Origin of the sequence: Natrialba taiwanensis DSM 12281 (assembly GCF_000337595.1) — an archaeon.
GTDB classification, from domain to species: Archaea; Halobacteriota; Halobacteria; order Halobacteriales; family Natrialbaceae; genus Natrialba; species Natrialba taiwanensis.
This window is the reverse complement of record NZ_AOIL01000012.1, coordinates 200455-223075: the sequence shown is the minus strand read 5'-3', so window position 1 is coordinate 223075 and position 22621 is coordinate 200455. Positions and strand designations below refer to the sequence as shown.

The following is a 22621-nucleotide window of genomic DNA, read 5'->3' as shown; positions in this document are numbered from 1 at the left end:
AGCACATTCAAGCCGCTTGGGAAACCGAGGAATCTGTACGTTTGGTCGGGGTTTCGGCGGGGGAACCAGGGAACGGAACGCCTTTTCGAGCGCCGACCGAACGTCCCGGTATGGAAGGCACACAAGTCACCGTCGAATCGGTACGTGACGTCGGCCCCGAGACCGTCGCTCTCGAACTCGAGACCCCCGACACGTTCGACGCGCTGCCCGGCCAATTCGTCCTCGTTCGGGCCCGCCCCGACGAAGCGGACGAGCCGATTGCGCGCCACTACACGCTCTCTTCGTCGTCCGTCACGGACACCTTCGAAATCACAGTCGGTGTCGACCCCGACGGCGATCTCTCACCCTGGCTCGCCGCGCTCGATCCCGGCGAGACCATCCACATCGAGGGACCGTTCGGCAATATCGCCTACGAGGGAACACACGATGTCGTCGCCATCGCCGGCGGACCTGGAATCGGCCCAGCCATCTCGATCGCCGAAGCCGCTCACAACGCCGGCCACGACGCTGTCGTGCTCTATCAGGACGACGATCCCGCCCACGTCGACCGGCTCGACGAACTCGAGGACGACGGGGAGGCGAACACAACCGTCACGGTCGTCGACAACGACGCCGACGCTGAACTCGCCGACGCGATCGAAGCCCACCTCGACGAGGGGGAGGTGTACGCCTTCGGCTTCGCCGAGTTCGTCACGCTCGTCGCCGACACGATCGACGACGCCGGCGGCGATGCCGACGAGGCCCACATCGAAAATTTCGGCTAGTCACTCGCAACTGACCGCCGTTACTGGTCGGTTTCTTCGTGTTGCTGTTCAACCGTAGATTCGGATCCGGATTCGGCTTCGGACGTGGACTTGGACTTGGGACTGGATTCGGTTTCGGACTCGATTTCGGATTCCGAGTCGGACTCACGGTCGTCCGCACGAACAGCGAGTTCCGTACTGCCACAGGCCGGACACGTCTCCTGCTCGCTGTAGAATCGTTCCCCGCACTCACGACACCGATACGGTGCCGCCTCGTCCCGTGCCGCCTCGGCTTCCTGCTTGAAGGATTCGACTTTTTCTCCGAGACGCTCGAACAAACTCATGCGTTGAGTGTGTTGGACGATCCGCATAAGTATTTGTGACCGTTGGGATCGATGCCACACGATGCCGTCGTGGCGGCCGACTCCGTTCGTGAGCGCGGGAAGATCGGCACCTACCGAACCGTCAGACGAGCGGGGCCAAACCGGTAATCGCTAGAAAAAGCGCCGTCGTTAGTTACGGTACCGAGCTACCGCCATCGTCGAGAGGAGCGCAGCGAGAGCGGCGACAGCGCCGAATCCTGGCATCCCGTCGTCGTCACCCTCCTCGGTATCGGCCTTGGTCGACTCCATGCCGAGATAGTCAGTGACCTGCTGCATGTCGAGTCGCGGGTGATCTTCATCCCACTCGCCGGGCATGTGAACGGTGGTCTCGTCGTTGACGATCGACTCCGCACGGACATCGTCTTCGCTCGCCTCACCGTCGACCATGCCGGACGCGTAGACGTACGTCGCCTCCTCGTCGGTGTCGCCGTAGACGTGCGTGACCGAGAGGCCGTCATACGCATCGGTGAGTTGGTCTTCGAAGGCGGCGAGATCGTCGAACGTCGCACCCGCTTCCATGGTGACCGTCCCGTCGTCCATCTCGAGGTCGAACTTCGCGAGTTCAAGGTCGGCCTCGTCGAACGCCGAGACGAACTCGGTGGCGTTCTCGTCGACGGTCGGATCGTTCTCGAAGTCCTGCAGCAAGCCGGTCATCGCGGTCTCGAGGAAGTCCTCCTGTGAGACATCGAGGCTCATCTCCATCTCGATTTCGTCATCGACGGTCTCGGCGCTTGCATCGAGCGAGAACTCGGGGTTCTCGATATCGCGCTCGGCGAGAGCCGTCGTATAGGCCTCCCAGTTGTCCGTCTCGGAGGTGAACTTGGCGGTGAGCGTCGCCTGCTCGGCATCCGCCGAGGTGTAGCTTACGTCCCATTCTGCTGTCTGGGTCAGATCAGCTTCCTGCTGGGCCTCGTACATCGCTTCGTAGTCGGGGGTCTCCTGGTCCATTCCCTCGACAGAATTGGCGAGATCGAGCAGGGCGGGGACGGCCGACTCGAACCCGCTGAACGCGACGTTCCAGTCGCCCTCGATCCCGTCCGCTCCGTTGGTGTACGAGAGCGTGAACGTATCGAGTTCAGCGGCGAGGAGATCCGATGCTACCTGTTCGGCATCGCTCTGGTCGAGATCGAGTTCGGAATCGCTCGCGAGTTCGTCTGCGATGGTCTGTTCGAGCCCGTCCGTTACGTTCTCGAGTTCGACGGTGTATGCCATATCGAGGTGGCCGCTTCCATCGTCGTTTTCGGTGAACTCGTGTTCGTCGATGGTGACCGTTGCGTCGCCGCCGGTATCTTGCGTGACCTCGTCAAACTGGGACTGAAGCGATGCTGCGGCGTTCTCTTTCGTTCGCATCTCGTCTGTTTCGAACGCGGGGACGTTCTGCTGCTGGTTCACCGCGATCGTGTAGCCGTCGTCGCTGTCCGTAATCTCGAGGTCGAGTCCGGTTTCGGGACCGGTCATGGGCATGCCGTGTTCGACATCGAAGTCGCCGCGGGTGGCGAACTCGTCGGCGCTCGAGACGACCTCTCCGGACGAGGAGGCCGACTGAACGACGCTGGCCATCGGGGCTTCGGTGGTGTCGAGTGCCAGATCGAGTGTCGCGTCGAACTCGTTGGTTTCGGCGGTCTGCTCGCCGGTGACATCCATCGAGAAGTCGTCGATGGCGGCCGGGCGATCGGTGGTGAGCGAGCCGGACGAATCGACGCCGCCGTCGTCGAGCGCCATCGAGAACGCCCCGGAGATGTCCTCCTCCATGTCATCGGTGATGAGCGCGTACGCGACCGACTCACTCACGTCGAGTCCGTACTCGCCGGTGGCTTCGTCCTCGTCGGTCGTTTCGTTGTAGACGAGCACGGCGTCACCGTCGTCGTTGATGAACACCTCGTCGGCCGGATCGGCCTCGTCACCGCCCGTATCCGCCAGAGCGGTACCGACACACCCAGACGTAATCAGTACGACAGCCATGACGACTGCCACGATACTTCGAAAAGACTGACCGCTAGTGAGTTTCCTACCCATCGTCTTAGTAATTTAATCTCTACCCTATATGTGACTTTCGGGATACTATTGACATGCGAAGAAGGTGAGTGCCACACCTGTCACTCCCGGTCCGTAACCGCGGGCTGAACTCGACGAGCCGGTCGGTTCATACGGACTGCTGGAAGTCATTTGCGGCGCAACCGCAGGACGGTTCGCGGTCGCGGAGGGAATCGTTACAGCCGACCGGATCAGTCAGCGACGGATTCCTCAGGGCCGGCGGGATTTCGCGTATCACGGGCAGCGGTACCAGATCTCATTCTCGGTGTAAACATACGTTCAGCAGACGGGTAACGGCTGGTGATGGTGTCTACGACGAGTTCAGCCACGGTCAGCCGCGATCGGGTATCACTCCTGTAGGCGGGCCCTTACGGAACCCTTATCTGTGTGACTCTCCTCTCTTGAAAAGCAATGGCGAAAGGAACTGTCGATTTCTTCAACGACACTGGCGGCTACGGCTTCATCGAAACTGAGGACGCGGACGACGACGTATTCTTCCACATGGAGGACGTTGGCGGTCCAGACCTCGAAGAAGGTACAGAACTCGAGTTCGACATCGAACAGGCAGACAAGGGCCCGCGGGCGACGAACGTCACCCGACTGTAACGCGGCCGACGAGTCAATTTCGTATTTTACGCGGAACGCTACGGAGTAGGGAGTGCCAACGCTGAGGCTGAGCGGTGGCTACGTCGTTCAGTGCTCGACGAGTTCAATCAGAATCCCGCCGGTATCCGCCGGGTGCAAGAACGCGACGGTGTGGCCCCAGGCACCGGGGCGCGGCTCCTCGTCGACGAGAGTGACGTCGTGGGTGCGGACGGTGTCGAGTGCGTCGTCGATGTCGTCGGTTGCGAGGGCGAGGTGGTGGATGCCGGCACCGTTCGATTCGATGTATTGGGCGATAGTGCCCTCGTCGGTCGGTTCGAGGAGTTCAAGGTAGCCGTTTCCACAATCGAGAAAGACGACGTGCATGCCGTCGAACGTCTCCTCGTGCGCGATTTCGAGGCCGAACAGAGCGGCGTAGCGGTCGGCGAGTTCAGTTGCGTTCTCGGTGGCGATGCCGGCGTGGTCGAAGTGCATGGCAGAGGTGTGTTCGGGCAACGGCAAATATCGAAGGGTTGCTGCAGGTCTCACGAGGGGGATTGCGATGGCCGTTAGATCGCACCGCGGCCGATCGTCGCTCGGTTGCACGTCTGTAGGGGATCGCTTCCGAGGTGGACGTGAAACGCCCTGACAGTTACCGGGACGATTGCACTCTAGCGACCGCCTACAGCCGCGTCAATTCGAGTTTTCTGGGAGCGAATCGTTCAGCGGGACTTCGAACGCGGAGCGGCCTACAACCTGTCGCGCGGTCAAAAACTTTCTTTTGAAGGTGTTCGATTCGCGAGCGGCTAGCGGTTCCGACTTGCGTTACTCCTCGATCGTTTCGTTGCCGTCGGTTTCGGTGGACTCGTTCTCGGTGGTTTCGTTGCCGTTTTCGCCCTCTTCGACGGGTTCATCCTGCGTGTCTTCGGTCGCTTCTTCGTCCGTTTCCTGTTCCTCCGCGTCCTCGGTATCCGGCATCGAGAGTTCTTCGCCCTCGTCGGGTGCGACGAACTCCATGACGACGCCGGTGTCGCCTTCTGGGACGCCCTCCCGGTTCGCGAGGACGTAGACGTTGCCGTCGGAGTCCTGGCCGAATTGGCGGACGAAGTAGGGGAACGAGCCGTCGTCGGTGCCCGAGACCTGGAGTTCTTCCATCTCCCAGAGTTCGTCGCGCGGAACTGCCTGGTCATCGGTGGTCCCGTTGTCGGTGGTCCCGTCGTCAGCGGCCCCGTTGTCAGCGGTGTCGTCAGTCGTTCCGTTCTCAGTATCGTCAGTGGCCGTCTCGTTGGAGTCGGCCATCTCGTCGGTTCCGTTCTCTGCGGTGGTGTTGTCGGCGGTTTCGTTGCCGGTCGTGTCGGCCGATTCGGTCGTATTGTCCGCAGTGTCCGTCGTGTCCGTGGTGTCGTCTGCGGATTCGGTGCCGGTGTCGGTCGTGTCGTCGTCGGTCGTCTCATCACCGGTCTCATCGTCGCCGCCCGTCGTGCCGTCGGGATCGGTCGCCGCGAGCAGTCGACCGGCGGGTTCCTGGCGCGACGGGTCGGCGGTCCAGTCGCCGAAGATGTACTTGCCCTGGAGATCCTCGATCTGGCTGCTCTCGTAGACGTGGCCGCCGATGATCGTGATCCCGACCATCTCGCCGTCGTAGACGTGGGGATACTCGACGATCGGGTCCTGGAGTTCCTGCCCGTTGTACGGCGCTTCGTCGGTGGCCGTGTCGGGACAGTCCTCCGGCGGATCGCTCGGCGTGTCCGTGCTGAAACAGTGTGTTCCCTCCTTGACGTTCCAGCCGTAGTTGCCGCCGGATTCGACGATGTTTGCCTCCTCGTAGAGGTCCTGTCCGGCGTCGGAGGCGAACAGTCGCCCCTCGCTGTCGAACGAGATGCCGAACGGGTTTCGGAAGCCCCACGCGTAGTACTCGTCGAGGCCCTCTTCCTCGTCGACGAGGGGGTTGTCCTCCGGAATGCCGTACGGTTTGTCGCCGGTTCCGGGGTCGGTGTCGGTATCGGTATCAGTCTCGGTCTCGGTTTCCGTCTCCTCGGTCTCCGTTCCTGCGTCAGTGTCCGTATCTGTCTCGGTCTTTGCTTCTGTCTCGTTCTCAGCTTCGGCGTTGCTCGTCTCGGTATCGGTTTCGTTGCCGACCTCGGAGTCCGACTCGGTGTCGGCGGCCATCTCGTCGTCGGTACCGACGCCTTCCTCGCTATCGGTATCGGCACCGGTATCACCGGTCTCCATCGCTCCGCTATTGACGTCGATCCGATGTATCCCGCCGAGGAGGTTCTCACTCACGTCCTGTCCGTTCCCGCCGGCGTTCTCGTCGTACCAGTCCTCGACGTGGCCCTCCATATCGTCGTTCGCCCCGCCGCCGTCGCCCATCGGCACGTACAGGCAACCGTCCGGCCCGAACGCCATCGGCCCGGCGTCGTGGTTGTACTGGGGCTTCTGGAACTCCATCAGCACTCGTTCGGAATCCGGTTCCCCCTGCGTCAGATCGTCGTTCGCCTGGAACTCGGCCACGACTTCGACGTGGCTCCAGCCCTCGGGCGTCTCGTCGTTCGGCGGCGCGCTGTAGTGCAGGAAGAATCGTCCGTTATCGGTGAACTCCGGATGCAACTCGACGCCGAGCAGTCCCCGCTCGTCGTAGTCCTGATCCGGGTCCGCGTAACTCCCCTCGAACGTCCCGAGTTCAACGAGGCGGTCGCTCACGTCGATGAACGGCTCGTCCTGCACTCCCTCGCCGTCGATGACCCAGAGTTCACCCGTCTGGTCGGCGACGAAGTATCGGTCCTCGCCCTCGACGGCGGCGAAGTCCGTCGGTGCCGTCATCCCCTCGCCGATCGTCTGCAGGCCGATCTCCGCCCCGGGCTGGAAGAACGGTTCGGCGTCCGTCTCCTCCTCCGTTCCGTCGTCGGCCCCACCGTCCTCGCCGACAGAAATCTCCCCGCGCATCGTCGCCGCGTGGGGTTCGCAGTAGTACTCCGCCATCTCGCTCGTCGCCTCGAACTCGAGTGTCTGCGTCTCGCCCTCCTCGCTCATGAGTTCAGTTCGCTCGAGTTCACCGCCGTCGCCGTCGACGATGACGACGTTATGCGCCAGGCCGTCCAAATTCTCCCACGTGAGTTCGTAGGTCGTTCCCGCCTCGAGTTCGAGCGTGGGGTTCGTTTCGCCCTCGATATCGCTGGGAGCGACGCCCTGCCAGCCGCTCGTCTCGCCGCCGAGTTCGATCGTCTCGCCGTCTTGGGCGAGCCCGAGCGAACTGACGGCGGTGAGACCGCCTGCGGCGGCGGTCGCCTGCAGCATCCGCCGTCGTGTGGGCAACCAGGCGGTGCCGTCCGATCGGTGATAGTCGGAATCGTACTCGTACTCGTCGATATCCTCGCCCGTCGGTTCAGAATCGCGTTCGTGCTCGTGCTTGCTCATTGTGCACTCACCACCGCGTCGGCTGGTGATTGGATAAACAACAGCGACCGTTCCTTCGAATTTGCGGGTCAATCGCGTATTGGCTCCGAAACGCGGCGCTCACGTTCGAGCGCGGCGGGGAGACGACGATACCTAAACGGGGATTACTCCCGCCTAATAGCGGCTTCTGCCTACACCGCACTGCCGGGTTGATATTCCCCGAACTCGTCACGGAGGACGTTACAGATTTCGCCGACCGTCGCGTACGCCTTCACCGCCTCGATGATGTACGGCATGAGGTTGTCTCCGTCTCGTGCGGCCTCGCGCAGGGATTCGAGCGCCGCGTCGACGGTTTCCCCGTCCCGATCCTCGCGGACGGACTCGACGTTGTCGATCTGTCGTCGTTCGTCCTCTTCGGTGACCTCCTGGACGTCCATCTCGGGGTCTTCGTCGACCTCGAACTCGTTGACGCCGACGATGATCCGCTCGTTGTCCTCGATTTCCTTCTGGCGGTCGAAGGCGGTGTCCTGGATCTGGCGCTGGACCCACTGCTGTTCAACGGCATCTAACATCCCGCCGCGGCTGTCGACTTCGTCCAGAATCTCGTAGGCCGATTCCTCGACGTCGTCGGTCAGCGATTCGACGTAGTAGCTGCCCGCGAGCGGGTCGATGGTATCTGCCGCACCCGACTCGTGGGCGAGGATCTGCTGGGTGCGTAGCGCGGTCCGGACGGACTCCTCGGTCGGCAGCGCCAGCGCCTCGTCCTTGCCGTTGGTGTGCAGACTCTGGGTCCCGCCGAGCACCGCGGCGAGGGCCTGGTAGGCCACCCGGACGACGTTGTTTTCGATCTGCTGGGCCGTCAGCATCGAGCCCGCCGTCTGGGTGTGGAACTTGAGCTGCTTCGATTTGGGGTTCTGCGCGTCGAAGCGCTCGTCCATGATGTCGTGCCACATTCGGCGGGCGGCGCGGAACTTCGCTACCTCCTCGAAGATGTTGTTGTGCCCGTTGAAGAAGAAAGAGAGCTGCGGCGCGAACTCGTCGACGTCCAGACCGGCCTCGATCGCCGCCTCGACGTACTCGATGCCGTTCCCCAGGGTGAAGGCGAGTTCTTGGGCGGCCGTCGATCCGGCCTCGCGGATGTGGTAGCCCGAAATGGAGATGGTGTTGAACTTCGGCGTTTCCTCGGCGCAGAACTCGAAGATATCCGTGATGATCCGCATCGAGGGTTCGGGCGGGTAGATGTAGGTGTTGCGGGCGATGTACTCCTTGAGGAGGTCGTTCTGGATGGTGCCCCGAAGCTCCTCGCGGTCGACGCCCTGCTGGTCGCCGACGGCGATGTACATCGCGAGCAGGACGGACGCGGGCGCGTTGATAGTCATCGAGGTCGAGACTTCGTCCAGCGGGATGCCGTCGAAGACGGTCTCCATGTCCGCGAGTGAGTCGATGGCAACGCCGGCCTTCCCGACCTCGCCGGCGGCCATGTCCGCGTCGGAGTCGTAGCCCATCTGCGTCGGGAGGTCGAAGGCCATCGAGAGCCCGGTCTGGCCCTGATCGAGCAGGTAGTGATAGCGTTCATTGGTGTCCGCCGGCGTCGAGAAGCCGGCGTACTGGCGCATGGTCCACAGTCGGCCACGATAGCCGGTCGAGTAGACGCCGCGTGTATAGGGTGGCTCGCCCGGATAGCCGAGATCGTCCTGGTAATCGAGGTCGGCCACGTCGGCGGGCGTATAGAGGCGATCGACCTCCTGACCGCCCGTATCCGTCGTGAACGTCTCCTGGCGTTCACCGAATCGGTCGAGGATCGGGTCGACCTCCGTCTCCTGCCAGTCGTCCCGTCCGGCGCGGATCTCCTCGAGTTCGTCGGGATCGAACATTATGAATACCGTCGACCGGGCAGGGCTTGAAGGTTGATGAACGCGCCTTGTTTGCCATCGAATAGCGAGCCGACCGGGCGCGGCCGTCGTTGATCGAGTTCGTTCGACTGCGCGTCTCGACAGCCAGTCGGATCGGAGTGCTCGCCGTTGCGAACGAGATCGGTCCTAAATAGCGTCATCGGGGTCGTGTTCTTCGGCGACACGTGTGGCTTCGGCGGCGTAGCGCTCTCGCGTTGAGTGGTCATCGACCGTTCCGAGCTCGTCGGCCGTCACTGCGAGTCCGGCTTTCGTCTCGCGAGCCGGTCCCGTAAAACTCGGAAGCGCGCGTTCTCGACGGTGGTAGTGGCGTCCGTCCGTCGTGGCGTACACCAGGATGATGAGGTTGAGTTCGTCGTCCGAGTAGGTGCGTTCGACGAGCCAGACGCGGGTCGTATCGTCAGTATCCATGGGTATCCCTGTCCATCTCTGCGTCTGTGTTTGTATTGCTTTCTGCGCGGATATCCGTTTTCGTGCCCGTTTCAGTATCTGCACCCACCGCCGTGTGGCACTCAGATCGGTGTCGTATTACGCCCGTCTCAGAGTCCTCGCTCTCGGCCCTATTTGAATTCGTGACTTTCAATATGATCGCCACATCCGTTTTTGCCTTCCGTGACTGAATCACCGGTATGGGGTCGTCGCTTCCGCCACAGTCGACAACCGATGAACCGCGTAATCGGCGTCGAGCGGCGCTGTACGTGCTTCCGTTTCTCCTGATCGGACTCTTCTATCTCGTCATCCTGATCTGGTGGGGACTCGATCCACTGTGGGGGTTCGTGATTCTGCCGCCGATTCTCGGCGTGAGCGCGATCGCATGGGTTGCGTTCCGCCACGGGTTCGATCGACAGCCGTGACTACCGTCCGGTATCGTACTTGTAGGTCGCCGAGTCAGGATCGATCCCGAAGTCCTCAGCGGAGTCGTCGTCCGAGGCCGTCGACCGGCCTTCTGGTGCACGTTTGAACGCCTCTCGAAGGCGGTCCGGCATCCGGAATTGGTCGACATCGATAGCGAGTGCGACGGCATCAGGATCGGTTCGGTCGCGTTTCTCCGAGAGGCGCTCCTGCAGGACCGCCGGGAGTTGCGACTCTTCGATTCGCCGAAAGCTGAACTGGGCCAAGTAGGCGCTCTCGCCGGTCAGCGAGTAGACCGTTTCGAACCCCTCGTCGCTGGCGTACTCGATCAGTCGTTCGATGACGTGAGCGCCGACGCCCTGCCCGCGCCAGGACTCGAGCACGCCGATGCTGGTCAGTTCGCAGACTTCGGCAGGCTCCTCTCGGGCCGCCCCAGTCTCGTTACCGTCACCGTCGTCGCTCTCGCCTGTATCGGTCCCGCTGTGATCCTTGTGGATTCGTATCCGGCCGAACCCGGCCTTTTCCCCGGACTCTTCGTCCACGGCGACAACGTAGTCGCGCGAGCGGAACGCCGTGTCGTCGAGCCCCATCGACTCGATATGATCGAGCAGCCAGACCTCTTCCCTGTTTTTCGCGTCCCGCACGTACATGATTCGACGTACGGCACTGATGGCCAAAAGGGTTTGTGGGGTCTGCCCCCGTCTCGATCACCAGTTCGATTGCTAACAATTAAGCAACTAGAACGGTACATGCACACGAAGAACATGGACGAGACGGACCCGCTCGAAGCCCTGGCATCACTTCCGACGATCGCCCACCCGACCCTCTCCCCGGACGGCCGCGATGTCGCGTTCTACTATGACACCACCGGATGCAACGAACTCCACGTCCTCGACACCGAAACCGGCGAATACGAACGGTGGTCAGACGGCGACGTCCCGCGCAACGCCCGCTGGTTTCTCCGCTGGGACGCCGACGGTGACCGCGTGTTCTTCCACCGCGACGACGGCGGCGACGAGCAAAACGATATCTACGCACTCAGCCGTGACGGGACGGTCGAGTCCGTCGTTGAACTCGACGGCCAGGCGACGCTGCAAGATGTCAGTGCTGACGGCGAGACGCTCCTGGTCAACACGAACAAGGACGGCCAAATGAACGTCTACCGCTACGACCGTCCCGCCGACGAGTTCAGCAAGCTCACCGACTACGAACGAGCCGCCAGAAATCCGTTGTTCTCGCCGAGTGACGACCGAATCGCGTACGCGACCAACGAGACGGACGACTTCGACAATCTTGACGTGTACGTCGCAAACGCCGATGGCTCCGAGCCGCGAAACCTGGACCTCGGCGAGGTGGGCGCGGAGTCGTTTCCGGTCGCGTGGAGCAGTGGCGGGGACGGTCACGGTAACGGCGGCGAGGACGGAACCGAACGCGGAGACCCGGACGGGAACTCGACTCACCTGCTCGTCATCGACAACACGCCGGACCTCGGACGAGCCGGGATTGTGACGTTCGAGGACACCAGTGCCGGTGCCGGTGTCGGTGTCGGTGCCGATGCCGGAACAGACATCGATACCGACGGCGACGCCACAGTCACCTGGTACGGCGACGGCGAATTCGAGGAGTCCGCAGTGGCGTTTCTCCCCGACGACCGATTTCTCGCCCTTCGCACCCGCGACGCGCAGACGGTCCCCGTCGTCTACGACGTGGCAAGCGGCGACGGCCGCGAACTCGACGTGCCCGCGGGCGTGACGACTGTCGGCCACCCCGGCCGACGCGGCGTGAGCATCGACGAGAATCGGCTCCTGCTCCAGCACACCAGCCCGACCAGCCGACCGGAACTGCTCGCCTACGACCTCGAAACGGACATGTTCGAGACGCTTCTCGAAGCCGAATACGGCCCGTTCGCTCCCGACGAGTTCGCCGACGCGGAGTACATCACGGTCCGATCCGACGGCGTCCCCGAGACACCCGCCGCGGCAGTCGACCACGAACCGACGACCGAACTCGAAATCGGAGCCCTGCTGTACGACTCCGGGGAGCGACCGTCGCCGCTCGTCGTCAATCCCCACGGTGGGCCGCGGGCCCGCGACGAGAAATCCTTTAATCTCTACACCCAGGTGCTGGTCCAACAGGGCTTTTCGGTGTTACAGGTCAATTACCGCGGCTCGACCGGCCGCGGCCGCGAGTTCGTCGAGCACCTGCTCGACGACTGGGGCGGGGCCGAACAGGGCGACGTGGCGACGGCCGCGGAGCACGTCCTCGAAACGCGGGAGTGGCTCGATCCCGACCGCGTCGTCGTCTTCGGCGGGTCCTACGGGGGGTACTCGGCGTACTGGCAAGCGGTCCAGTATCCCGACCTGTACGACGCGGCCATCGCCTGGATCGGGCTGACCGATCTCGAGGAGCAGTACGAGACGACGATGCCCCACTATCGCACCGAACTCATGGAGAAGTACCTCGGCACGCCCGCGGAGAATCCCGACCTGTACGAGGAGCGCTCGCCGATCACCCACGCCGACAACCTCGCGGCTCCGCTCCTGATGGTCCACGGCGTCAACGACAGCCGGGTCCCCGTCTCGCAGGCCCGACTGTTCCGCGACGAACTCGAGTCGCTGGGTTACGAGACCAGCCCCGCCGGCAGCATCGAGTATCGCGAACTCGGTGAGGAAGGCCACGCCTCGACCGACCAGCGCCAGCAGCTTCGGACGTTCGAACTGCTCGCGGACTTTCTCGAGCGGCGAGTCGGCGAAGCGAGGTAACGGCGGCTGACGAAGCAATGTGTTCCTTCGGGAAGCCGTAATGAGGTTTATACTCACAGGGCCTGATCGATCGAGTATGGCGATTCCGCACTGGCTCTGTTCAGAGAACCACGCCGCTCACGAACCGCCGATCGCCGAGCGCTCGCTGGAAACGAACGAGCTCGAAACCGTCACCGATGCGTTAGCAGTCCTCTCAAACACGATTCGACTGGAAATTCTCACCGTGTTGTACAACCGGTCGGAGCCGATCTCGTACACGACGCTTCGGGAATCGGCATCGATCGAGGACAAGGGGAAATTTAACTATCACCTCCGGCGGTTGGACGGGTTCGGGTTACTCTATAGCGACAACGGAACGTATTCCCTGAGCCAGCGCGGCGAAACACTGATCCGAGACATCATCGAAGCGCAGGCCCTGCGGGATTAGCCGTTCTGCCGGGAGAGCTCGAGTTCTCCGAGTCTTTAGGTGGGTTTCGACGCTGGACGAGAGTATGCCAGCTTCGATCAAGTATCACAGGACCGACGGTTCGTGGATGTGGTTCGATGAGTACTGAGACGTCCGACTCGCCAACTGAAAGTGAACGCGCTGATCGGACGATGCACTTCTCGATGACGGGGGTTCGCGAGGGGTTTATCGAGTGTATCCCGATCGCGCTCAGCGTCGCCGGATACGGAATCGCCTTCGGCGTGTTGGCCGCTCAAGCGGGGGTAACCGTCGCGGAGGCCGCGTTCATGAGTGCGACTGTCCTCGCGGGGGCCGCACAGCTGATCGCGATCGAACTCTGGGCGCATCCGATCCCCGTCGGCACCATTGTCGCCACGACGTTCATCGTGAACCTCCGATACGTCTTAATGGGGGCGGCACTCCAACCGTGGTTTAGTCGGTTGTCACCGCTGCAATCCTACGGAAGCGTGTTCTTTACCGCCGACGAGAACTGGGCGTTGACGATGGGAGAGTTCAGATCCGGAAGTCGGCGGGGTGCGTTCCTCCTCGGCAGCGGATTGGCGATCTGGATCTTCTGGATCAGCGCGACGGTCGTCGGTGCGGTTTCCGGTGCGGCTATCGGCGACCCCGCCCGATACGGGCTCGATTTCGCACTCACGGCGGTTTTCATCGCGATCGCGGTCGAGTTGTGGGATGGACGATCACGGCTTCTCCCCTGGGTGGCTGCGTTCGGCGTTGCAATCGGGGCCGCGTCCGTCCTGCCGGGCCGGTGGTACATTCTACTCGGCGGGCTCGCCGGGTGTTTCGCGGAGGTGGTCCGGGTTGCTGCCTGAATTGCACCTCACGCCATCCGTCGTCGCGGTCATTCTCGGGATGAGCGCCGTGACCTACATCACGAAAGCGGGCGGCTTGTGGCTGCTTAGTCGCATCGAGGTACCGGAGTACGCCGAAGCCGGCCTCGCGGTGCTCCCCGGCGCGATCATCGTTTCGATCGTCGGTCCCGAGTTGGCCCGTGCTGGCCCGCCCGAGTGGGGTGCTGGCGCGGTGGCGCTTCTCGTCGCCTGGCGGACCGAAAACGTGCTTCTCGCACTCGTCTCCGGCGTGGCGGCCGTCCTTCTCTTCCGCGGCGTGTGAGCCTCCCCGACCGCCGGCCGCTCGCTACGATCCACCTCAGTCGCTCGCGAGCGCGGCCTCGAGTCGCGTTTCGATCTCGTCTAACTCCTCGCGAATGGACTCGCCTTCCTCGCCCTCGAGTGCGGCGACCTGATCGATGAGCCCCTGGAGCCGCGAGTACTTTTCGTCCTCGTCGACGTTCGTTTTCTGCACATAGACGCTCTCGCGAGTCTCGTAGACCTCCTCGGCGGTGAGATCGGTCACCGAGAGGACCACGTCGAGTTTCTCCGGATCGATCCCGAGGATCCACTCGCGCGGGATCTCGTACTCGTCGAGGGCATCGAACACCGTCTCCTCGTCCAGCGGCCGCCGGCGCTCGCGAACTGTTCGGCGAACGGTCCCGTACCGGCCGTGAAGCTCCTGATCCGGCCCCAGTCTGTCGAGCAATGCGTCCCGCGCCGATCCGCGGAGCCGATCCGTGCCTCGTTGCACGTCCGAGGAGAGGACGTACAGGTCTGTCAGTGGGTCCGTCTCGAGCGACGAGGGATCGGCCGCGTCGTCGATATCGTCGAGTTCATCGAGCACCGCGGCGAGCAACAGCGCGTCGTCGTGCACGCGTTCGGGCTGGGTTCGCGCCTCGACCGCGGAGACCAGAAACGGGCTCTCGCCGGCGACGGCGTCCTCGGGATCGGAGACGATCGCGTCGTCCGCGACGGTGAACTCGGGGGCGAGCGTGACGATGACGGCGTAGGGTTCGACGCTCGGCTGGAGGTCGGCGACGGCGACCTGGGTGTTTGCAAGTTGGTCGATGAACACGTCGAGCTGGTCGCGCCAGAGCGGGCGTTCCTCGCCGCTGTCCTCGAAGCGGACGGCGATCCGATCACCGGCGGTTCGGACGACGCTGAACCGACGGTCCGAGACCGGTGTCTCGAGTTCAGTGCCGGGGTCGAGCGTTTCACACTGAGTTCTGAGGGCGGTCCAGCGCTCGTCGTTCATATCGCGACCTCCACTCGCGGGGACCAAAAAGCGGGGGCAGGCAGCTGCGCCGGGGTGTGTTGTGTCGCTCGTGCACTCGATAGGAGACAAACGTGAGAGGGTGAACGCTGGATCGTATGGTCGCTGTAGACATTCGATTTTTATATCGACTGATGATATCTTTGTCCGAACAGTAGCGAAATCGGTTATAGTAACCACTGAAACTGTTCACACACCGACCACAAAGCTGTCGTGCGATTGAGTGTACATTGACTGTCAGTGGCTACTATAGCCGAGCGTCGCACTGACCACTCTTGACACGAGTAAATAATTTATATCCAAACATATGATTGTACAGTAGATGAAGCGACGAACAGCACTCGCTAGTCTGTGTCTGATACCTATTACTTCGGGATGCGTGATGAATAACCGAGAGGCAAGACTCGCTAGGGTTGCTATTGGAAACTTCTCATCTTCAGCGGTATCCTTTGAGATACAAATCTTCGAGAGTGAATCCACAGTCTATGACGAATCTATGCGAATAGAGCCAAATTCTGACGATGCTGTTACTGTTCCTTCTTTTGTCATAGAAGAGGATCTCCCTTCAGAACCGGGGGCGTATAGAATCGAATACGGTATTTCTGGATCCTCACTCGAGGAATTTGACTTTTCGAACAGTATTGATACTGATTGTGGTCAGGTTCATATTGATATTCGAGAAGCGGATCGCACTGAGATTTTTGTATCAGACAGTTGTGACACCATTTGATGTGTTGTGGCACAGTCATATTTAAAGCAACAAACAGGAGGATTATTACATATTCGCGGCTGGGTTCCCGGTATCCTGGCGTTCCGGTAGCAGCCATAACCTGTCAGGGTAGATACTCGAACCAATTCGGTGGCTTACAGCTAAGGTTGTACACCGATAATTGTTCGCCATGCTCCACGCGAACGGCCCGCTGCTCACCGTCGATGTCGGCGAGCGAACGGCCACCGAGACGTCCATCGAGGACCTGCTCGCCGACACCGTCGGCGGGCGGGCGACGGCGACCGCCCTCGCCCACGAACGCATTCCGTTCGATGCGGACCCGTTTGGCCCCGAAAACCGCGCTTACCTCTCGACCGGTCCGCTCCAGCAGTCCCGGATGTCCTTTACCGGCCGCATGAACATGACCGGCCTCTCGCCGCTGACCGACGGCCTCGTCTCGACCAACGCCGGTGGCTACCTCTCGCGGAACTTCGTCGACACGGCCATCAGCGTCCTCGAACTCACCGGGAAGAGCGACGAGCTGCTCGCCGTCCACGTCACCGATTCGGGCGTCGAGTTCGAGCCAGTACCTGAACTCGCGGGCGCGACGGTGCCCGAGACCTCGGACTACATGAACGAGCACCACGGTCTCGGTCCCGAGCACTGCATCGCGATCGGCCCCGCGGGCGAGAACCTCGTTCGCTTCGCGTCGGTGATGACCTTCGACTCGCGGGCCTTCGGTCGCGGCGGACTCGGTGCCGTCCTGGGTTCGAAGAACGTCAAGTGTGTCACCTTCGAGGGTGACGCGAAGGCCACCGTCGAGGTTGACATCCCGAACTCCCCGACGACAGATGTCCACCGCGAGGCCGCCCAATCGGACGACCTGATGCGCCGCCAGGGGACGACCGGCAGCACGGAGTTCATCAACGACAACTTCTCCCTGCCCACGCGGTACTTCGAGGACTACGAGTTCGAGAACGCAGACCGTATTGGCGGCGACGCGGTCGAGGAAAAGAAGGACAAGAAGGGCGCGTGCTCGGCCTGCGCCTACGCCTGCAAACTCCCGACGCGGGACGAGGACCGGGGCGTCGAGACGGAAGGCCCGGAGTTCGAGACCGTGTATTCGTTCGGTTCGCTGCAGGGCGTGGGCGACATCGTCGACGTGATGCAGGCAAACGACCTGTGTGATACCCTCGGGATGGACACCATCTCCGCGGGCGTCACCGTCGCGGCCTACCTCGCCGGCGAGGATGAGTTCGGCAACGCGGAACTCGCGCGGGAGATCACGGAACGGATCGCCCACCGGGAGGGCATCGGCGATCTGCTCGCGGAGGGGGTCGCCCGCTGTCACGACGACCTCGGCGTCGACGATTACACCGTGAAGGGCATGGAGTTCGCCGCCCACGACGGGCGCGTCCTGCACGGTCAGGGGCTCTCCTACGCCGTCGCCAACCGCGGCGCGGATCACATGTACGCCGGCATGCTGGGCCTCGAGTACAGCGGTGAACTCGATCCCGAGGGGACGCTCGGCAAGGCCGAGACGCTCGTCACCTTGGAGAATCACAACGTGTTCCGCGATACGGGAATTATCTGCGCGTTCGGGGGCGACTACGTCACCGAGGACCGGCTCGAAGCGTTGTTCGACGCCGACTACGCGACGCTTCTCGACATCGGCGCGCGAACGGTCGAACGCGAACGGCACTTCAACAACCGGCGCGGTCTCGACCGCGACGACGATCGACTTCCATACGAGATTCCGGATTTCGAGAACGCACTCACGGAGTATTACGACGCTCGTGGCTGGAATCACGACGGAACGGTTGCGGACCGAGCCGTAGTTGCGGCCGGTTCGGCCGTTCCATCGGCGGACTGACTCGCCACGTGCCGCTCGACGCTTGCCGGTCAACCGCCGTACACGGACGGCACGAGTCGGATCACGTCGCCCTCTTGAACTCGCGTCGCCAGTCCGTCGATATGCATGACATTTCGCTTGTCGAGCGTCACGACGGTATCGCCCGCGAGTTCCGAGTCGTCGGCGGCGACGAGTTCACCGTCGAGTTCTGGAACGTCGGCTTCGAGTTCGCGAAGGAGGTCGCCGACGGTTTCGGCGGTCGTCTCGTAGTGGACGGTTTTCGTGCCGACGGCGTCGCGGAACGGGCCGAAGAAGACGCACTCGAGTTGCACACGGGGAGTTTGGCGCGCGGTCTCTTGTAGTCGACGGGTCGACCGGCAGGGGCCTGCGGCGAGAAACGGCGGTTCGATCCGATCGGTTACGACGGGGTCAGCCGATCCCACAGCGATTTCAGTTCCGAGGCCGTCGCCATCGTGTCGAGTTCGCGGTAGGCCGATTTCTCCTCGTCGTAGTTCGATTCGAGCGGGGCGGTGACCGCCCTGTCGTACTCGAGTCGATCCGCCATCATCGACAACCCTTCGTAGGCGCTCATCTCGATGCGTTCGGTCATCATCCCCGCGTTCAGGTAGACCATATTCAGCAGGTCGTCGTCCGTGATGGCCTGTTCGAGTTCGGTTCGCTCCTCCTCGAGCGCGTCGAGGACGGGTGCGTCTCTGGCCTCTGCGGGCCGATCGAGGGCCACGAACACGTCTTCGATCCGCCCGACCTGGGTTCGGGTTTCGTCGCGGTGATCGGCGAACCCGTCGCTCAGCCGGTCGTTGGTCGTGTTGATCGCCATCTCGTCGAGCGTGCCGACGAGTTCCTGTTCGATGTAGTACTGCTGGGCGAGTTTGTGGACGAACACGTCCTCGAAGTCGGTGAACTCCATGTGCGTTCGTCCACCGAGCAGGGAATTAGTCGCGGGGCCCGAACGTGCAGGCCGTGGAGTGGCGGTAGCGGCCGCTCACTCGCTGAGCGACGGCACGTCGGCGGGCGTATCGAAGTCGTGGAAGTGTTCTCCTTTTTCCTTGCTGAGGATGTCGAGCGCCGCCGAGCCACCGTCGCCGGCCGCGATCACGGCTTGCCACTCTTCGGCGCGTACCATCGCACCCGTCGCGTACAGGTCGTCGACGCTCGTTTCCATGTCGAGATCCACGTCGACCGTGTCCTCGTCGTCGAACGCGAGATCGAGTTCTTCCGCGAGCGATCGGTCGGCTCCGGTCGCGAGCACGACGTAGGTCGCCTCGTACTCGTCGGCCTCGGTTTCGATGTGGAAGCTCTCGTCCGTCCGTTCGATGCCGACGACCGGTTCATCGCCGTTGATCGAACCGCCGCGGTCCTCGACCTGTCCGCGGGCGATTTCGAGGAACTCGTCCCCGCTGAGACTGCGGACGCCGAGGTAGTTGAACAGGTGGGCCTTGTGCATCCAGGTCTCGTCAATGTCGAAAACGACCGTCTCGAGACCGTTCTTTGCAGTGAAAAGGGCGGCGCTTAGGCCGGCGGGACCCCCGCCGACGATAGCAACATCTGCCATACGTCACGTATAGACGAACGTGCAGTTAAATGATTTTGTCCGAATTATTATGCGTTCGCGCCGCGGTGTGACGCGTTACAAGAGCGATATCGTAGCCGGATCGACTTGTATGCGTTCCGGTCGTGTCGTCCGTGAGACGGCGATCGCCCCACGCTCGTCCGCAGGGGCCAATTCGGGCGGGTCCCCGTCTGCCGGAAGGACGACCACGGCCTTCGCGAGCAGCGGTGCGAGAACGCCCGCGACCGCGACTCGCGGGTCGGCGAGCGACTCGCGGACGACGACGCGCTTGCCGGCCTCGAGTTCGAACTCGTCGATGACCGCCCGCGCAGTCTCGAGTGCACTCGCGTGGCTCACCGTCTGCTCGCCGTCGGTCAGTAGCGCCGTGTCTGGATCGAGCATCTGCGGCGGAAACGACGGATTCTCGCTCCAAAGGCCGGCATCGAAGTGCCTGACACCCGGTGTGGTCGGCTCGTCGCCGTATCCGAGTTTGCCGGTTCCCCGCGGCAGGTCGTAGCGTCCTGCCTCTATATCGTCGACGGGTGCGACCAGCGCCTGCAGGTCGTCCGCGTCGCCGAGGTCGGCCGGCGGTTCGAAGTGCGTCTTGCCGCCGAGCAGCGTCGTCCCGAAACACGCGAGTAGGGCGAGCGGGCCGCTGCCGACGACGCCGACGGTCGTCCCCTCGTGAACGCCCGCGTGTCGCAGGAAGTTGCCGGCCTTCCAGGTCGTCGTACACAGCCAGTGTGCGTCGAACTCGCGGCCCGTTCCGTCGACGAGGACCGTTCGGTCACCGCGGCGGTCCCTGCCGAACAACTCGTCGACTGTCGCGACACGCTCGGTCATACCCGGCACTGGGTCCCGCGATGAAAAAAGCGCGCCGAAACGAGCGGCCGAGCGAGCGCCGAGTCGTCGCTCAGAACGCGCGCTTGATCCGCTCGAAGAAGCCTTCGTTGACCTCGATTTCGTCGCCGCCCGCCTCGGCAAACGCCTCCAGGGCCTCGCGTTGCTCCTCGTTGAGCGAGTCCGGCGTGACGACTTGCACCTTCACGTAGAGATCGCCCTGCCCGCGCCGCCGCAGTCGCGGCATCCCCTTGCCCTGTATCCGGAACGTCTCCCCGCTCTGGGTCCCCCGCGGCACGTCGAACTCGACGGCCCCGTCGAGCGTCGGCACCTCGATCGTGTCGCCGAAGGTCGCCTGCGGGAACGAAATCGGCAGCCGGTAGCGCAGGTCGTCCCCGTCGCGCTCGAACTCGTCGTGCTCGCGGATCGCAACGTCGATCAGCAGGTCGCCGTGTGGGCCGCCGTCAGGACTGGGTGCACCTTCGCCCTCCATCCGGAGCGTCTGGCCCTCCTGAATGCCCGCCGGCACCTCGACAGTGAGCGTCGCCTCGTTGCGGACGTAGCCCTCGCCGCGACAGGCGTCACAGCTCTCCGAGTAGAGGGTCCCCTCGCCCTCACACTGCGGGCAGGTCGTCGTCTGCTGGACGCGGCCGAGCGGCGTCTGCTGAACCTGCGTCACCTGCCCGCGACCCTGACATTCCGGGCAAGTCCGGGACTCGGCGTCCGGCGGATGGCCCTCCCCGCCGCAGTCATCGCACTCCTCGGGGCGCTCGACGGAGAACTGCTTCTCGATGCCCTCGAAGGCCTCCTCGAGTTCGATATCGAGTTCGGTGCGCAGATCGCGGCCCTTCTGGGGCCGACGGCGACCCCGACCGCCGCCGCGGCCGCCGCCCCCGAAGACCTGCTCGAAGATGTCGCCGAGACCGCCGCCACCCATGCCGCCACCGCCCATGCCGCCGAACGGGCCGCCGCCCATACCGCCACCCATGCCGCCCTCGCTGGCATCGAAGCCGTGTTTCTCGGCCTGTTCGTAGCGGTCGTGGCCCATGCGATCGTAGGCCTGGCGCTTTTCCTCGTCGGTCAGGACCTGCTTTGCCTTCTGGATTTTCTTGAACTTCTCCTCGGCGTCCGGGTCGTCGCTGACGTCCGGATGGTACTCCGTGGCCTTCTTCCGGTACGCCTGTTTGATCTCCTCGGTGTCCGCGTCTGGACTCACACCGAGTACGTCGTAGAAGTCCTCGCTCATTCGTTGTTCCACCGATACTCGGTTGAGCCACTTGAAACGACCGTTCCCCGAAAACGATCGCCCGTGGCTTGTCTCCAGTACACTCGTCACCCGATCGGACACCTGGCGGCTGAACTCGGGACACTCCGTGCTGGGAGACGATCCGCCGCTGACTCTTTCCTGTCTGGATAGTCACGATCACAAGACACAATACGTAAGTGGATAGGTCGGGCCATCAGCGATAGTATGGCTCCCCAATCGGAGACACGAACGGTGATCGTAACGGGTTCGACGAGAGGACTCGGACAGCGAATTGCAGAACGGTTCGCGGAAACCGGCGATAACGTCGTTATCTGCTCGCGGTCGCTTGCGGATTGTAAACAGGTTGTCGACGAGTTCGAGGAGAACGACTACGACGGCACGGCTCACGCGGTCGAAGTCGACGTGAGCGAGAAGTCGTCCGTCGAAAATCTGATCGACGAAACCGTCGACCGGTTCGGTCGTCTCGACGTGCTGGTAAACAACGCGGGGATCAACATCCGCGGTCCTGCAGAGGAGATGTCGGCCGCGGATTGGCAGCGGGTCGTCGACGTGAATCTCACGGGCGTCTTCTTCTGTGCACAGGCAGCGGGCACCCAAATGATCGACCAGGGAGACGGCGGCCACATCGTCAATATTTCGAGCATGATGGGCCAGATGGGACAACAGGATCGAACGCCCTACAATACGACGAAAGGCGGTGTGAACAACCTCACCCGGTGTCTCGCCGTCGAATGGGCGGAACACGATATCCACGTGAACGCTCTCGCACCGGGATATATCATGACCGAGATGGTCGAACAAGCCCAGGACGATACCGGATTCGACCAACAGGATATCAGGGATCGGACGCCGCTCGACCGGTTCGGGACGCCGGACGAGGTCGCAAACTGCGTTGAGTTCCTCGCCTCCGACGAGACGTTCGTGACCGGCGAAGTGCTCACCGCTGATGGCGGCTGGACGGCATTCGGCTGGGGTTGCAAAGACAACTGAAAACCGCCGCTTCCGCCCCGCCGAATCCCGGGAATCGAGCGGCGCGTTTACCGATCAAAAGCGGGAGAACGCGGCAGGAAGTGGGTGAAATAGGGAGAAAAAGGTCCGTTACTCCCGATCCCGAGTTCACGTCACTGTCAACGCCGGCGCTGTCGGCGG

Annotated in this window: 24 protein-coding genes; 10 read left to right on the top strand and 14 right to left on the bottom strand. The window is 62.8% G+C overall.

Going from position 1 to position 22621, the window contains the following annotated elements; translation table 11 throughout:
- Positions 1 to 110 precede the first annotated feature (110 nt).
- Positions 111 to 764 (top strand): ferredoxin--NADP reductase, encoded by a 654-nt coding sequence (locus C484_RS03400; protein ID WP_006824568.1) that lies wholly within the window; start codon positions 111 to 113, stop codon positions 762 to 764.
- A gap of 20 nt (positions 765 to 784) precedes the next feature.
- Here C484_RS03400 and C484_RS03395 read toward each other — a convergent pair whose 3' ends face one another.
- The gene (locus C484_RS03395) at positions 785 to 1087 is read right to left on the bottom strand and encodes a zinc ribbon domain-containing protein (RefSeq protein ID WP_049915012.1); all 303 of its coding nucleotides are present in this window, start codon (positions 1085 to 1087) and stop codon (positions 785 to 787) included.
- Between the two features lie 168 nt (positions 1088 to 1255).
- The gene (locus tag C484_RS03390) at positions 1256 to 3088 is read right to left on the bottom strand and encodes a PGF-CTERM sorting domain-containing protein (protein ID WP_006824566.1); all 1833 of its coding nucleotides are present in this window, start codon (positions 3086 to 3088) and stop codon (positions 1256 to 1258) included.
- A gap of 483 nt (positions 3089 to 3571) precedes the next feature.
- Here C484_RS03390 and C484_RS03385 point away from each other — a divergent pair, with 483 nt between their 5' ends.
- Positions 3572 to 3766: a cold-shock protein gene (locus C484_RS03385; protein WP_006108691.1), complete on the top strand. Its 195-nt coding sequence runs from the start codon at positions 3572 to 3574 to the stop codon at positions 3764 to 3766.
- Between the two features lie 87 nt (positions 3767 to 3853).
- Here C484_RS03385 and mce read toward each other — a convergent pair whose 3' ends face one another.
- The 5 genes from mce to C484_RS03360 form a co-directional block, all read right to left on the bottom strand.
- Entirely contained in the window at positions 3854 to 4237 is a 384-nt protein-coding gene (mce, locus tag C484_RS03380) for a methylmalonyl-CoA epimerase (protein WP_006824565.1), read from the bottom strand.
- Positions 4238 to 4567: 330 nt separating this feature from the next.
- A complete protein-coding gene (locus tag C484_RS03375) occupies positions 4568 to 7159 on the bottom strand; it encodes a PQQ-dependent sugar dehydrogenase (protein WP_006824564.1) in 2592 nt (863 codons plus the stop codon).
- Between the two features lie 170 nt (positions 7160 to 7329).
- Positions 7330 to 9012, bottom strand: coding sequence for an acyl-CoA mutase large subunit family protein (locus tag C484_RS03370; protein WP_006824563.1), 1683 nt, complete (start codon positions 9010 to 9012; stop codon positions 7330 to 7332).
- Complete coding sequence (locus C484_RS03365) at positions 9012 to 9191, bottom strand: hypothetical protein (RefSeq protein WP_049914994.1); 180 nt, start codon at positions 9189 to 9191, stop codon at positions 9012 to 9014. The genes C484_RS03370 and C484_RS03365 overlap by 1 nt, the downstream gene beginning before the upstream one ends.
- Positions 9178 to 9459 (bottom strand): hypothetical protein, encoded by a 282-nt coding sequence (locus C484_RS03360; RefSeq protein WP_006824562.1) that lies wholly within the window; start codon positions 9457 to 9459, stop codon positions 9178 to 9180. Before C484_RS03360 ends, C484_RS03365 begins: the two co-directional genes overlap by 14 nt.
- 218 nt (positions 9460 to 9677) lie before the next feature.
- Here C484_RS03360 and C484_RS03355 point away from each other — a divergent pair, with 218 nt between their 5' ends.
- On the top strand, positions 9678 to 9902 hold the full coding sequence (locus C484_RS03355) for a hypothetical protein (RefSeq protein ID WP_006666396.1): 225 nt from the start codon (positions 9678 to 9680) through the stop codon (positions 9900 to 9902).
- On the opposite strand, the gene C484_RS03350 is transcribed toward C484_RS03355, so the two are convergent.
- The gene (locus tag C484_RS03350) at positions 9903 to 10550 is read right to left on the bottom strand and encodes a GNAT family N-acetyltransferase (RefSeq protein ID WP_006824561.1); all 648 of its coding nucleotides are present in this window, start codon (positions 10548 to 10550) and stop codon (positions 9903 to 9905) included.
- A gap of 114 nt (positions 10551 to 10664) precedes the next feature.
- Here C484_RS03350 and C484_RS03345 point away from each other — a divergent pair, with 114 nt between their 5' ends.
- From C484_RS03345 to C484_RS03330, 4 genes are all read left to right on the top strand, one after another.
- Positions 10665 to 12662, top strand: coding sequence for a S9 family peptidase (locus tag C484_RS03345; protein ID WP_049915011.1), 1998 nt, complete (start codon positions 10665 to 10667; stop codon positions 12660 to 12662).
- 76 nt (positions 12663 to 12738) lie between these two features.
- Positions 12739 to 13089, top strand: coding sequence for a DUF7347 domain-containing protein (locus tag C484_RS03340; protein ID WP_006824559.1), 351 nt, complete (start codon positions 12739 to 12741; stop codon positions 13087 to 13089).
- Positions 13090 to 13205: 116 nt separating this feature from the next.
- The gene (locus C484_RS03335) at positions 13206 to 13940 is read left to right on the top strand and encodes an AzlC family ABC transporter permease (protein WP_006824558.1); all 735 of its coding nucleotides are present in this window, start codon (positions 13206 to 13208) and stop codon (positions 13938 to 13940) included.
- Positions 13930 to 14241 (top strand): AzlD family protein, encoded by a 312-nt coding sequence (locus tag C484_RS03330; RefSeq protein ID WP_006824557.1) that lies wholly within the window; start codon positions 13930 to 13932, stop codon positions 14239 to 14241. Before C484_RS03335 ends, C484_RS03330 begins: the two co-directional genes overlap by 11 nt.
- 36 nt (positions 14242 to 14277) lie before the next feature.
- On the opposite strand, the gene C484_RS03325 is transcribed toward C484_RS03330, so the two are convergent.
- Entirely contained in the window at positions 14278 to 15216 is a 939-nt protein-coding gene (locus tag C484_RS03325; protein ID WP_006824556.1) for a hypothetical protein, read from the bottom strand.
- 400 nt (positions 15217 to 15616) lie between these two features.
- Between C484_RS03325 and C484_RS22805 the strand changes: the two genes are divergently transcribed.
- Complete coding sequence (locus C484_RS22805; RefSeq protein WP_152422651.1) at positions 15617 to 15964, top strand: hypothetical protein; 348 nt, start codon at positions 15617 to 15619, stop codon at positions 15962 to 15964.
- A 169-nt stretch (positions 15965 to 16133) separates the two neighbouring features.
- Positions 16134 to 17816 carry an aldehyde ferredoxin oxidoreductase C-terminal domain-containing protein gene (locus C484_RS03320; RefSeq protein ID WP_006824554.1) on the top strand — a complete coding sequence of 561 codons (1683 nt, stop codon included), beginning with the start codon at positions 16134 to 16136 and terminating at the stop codon, positions 17814 to 17816.
- A gap of 29 nt (positions 17817 to 17845) precedes the next feature.
- Here C484_RS03320 and C484_RS03315 read toward each other — a convergent pair whose 3' ends face one another.
- The 5 genes from C484_RS03315 to dnaJ form a co-directional block, all read right to left on the bottom strand.
- Positions 17846 to 18127 (bottom strand): ubiquitin-like small modifier protein 1, encoded by a 282-nt coding sequence (locus tag C484_RS03315; RefSeq protein ID WP_049915010.1) that lies wholly within the window; start codon positions 18125 to 18127, stop codon positions 17846 to 17848.
- 86 nt (positions 18128 to 18213) lie between these two features.
- A complete protein-coding gene (locus tag C484_RS03310) occupies positions 18214 to 18723 on the bottom strand; it encodes a YciE/YciF ferroxidase family protein (protein WP_006824552.1) in 510 nt (169 codons plus the stop codon).
- Between the two features lie 75 nt (positions 18724 to 18798).
- Entirely contained in the window at positions 18799 to 19368 is a 570-nt protein-coding gene (locus C484_RS03305; RefSeq protein WP_006824551.1) for an NAD(P)/FAD-dependent oxidoreductase, read from the bottom strand.
- A 75-nt stretch (positions 19369 to 19443) separates the two neighbouring features.
- The gene (locus C484_RS03300) at positions 19444 to 20208 is read right to left on the bottom strand and encodes a hypothetical protein (protein ID WP_006824550.1); all 765 of its coding nucleotides are present in this window, start codon (positions 20206 to 20208) and stop codon (positions 19444 to 19446) included.
- Between the two features lie 70 nt (positions 20209 to 20278).
- Positions 20279 to 21451, bottom strand: coding sequence for a molecular chaperone DnaJ (dnaJ, locus tag C484_RS03295; RefSeq protein ID WP_006824549.1), 1173 nt, complete (start codon positions 21449 to 21451; stop codon positions 20279 to 20281).
- A gap of 225 nt (positions 21452 to 21676) precedes the next feature.
- Between dnaJ and C484_RS03290 the strand changes: the two genes are divergently transcribed.
- Entirely contained in the window at positions 21677 to 22462 is a 786-nt protein-coding gene (locus tag C484_RS03290) for an SDR family NAD(P)-dependent oxidoreductase (protein WP_006824547.1), read from the top strand.
- The last annotated feature ends 159 nt before the right edge of the window (positions 22463 to 22621 follow it).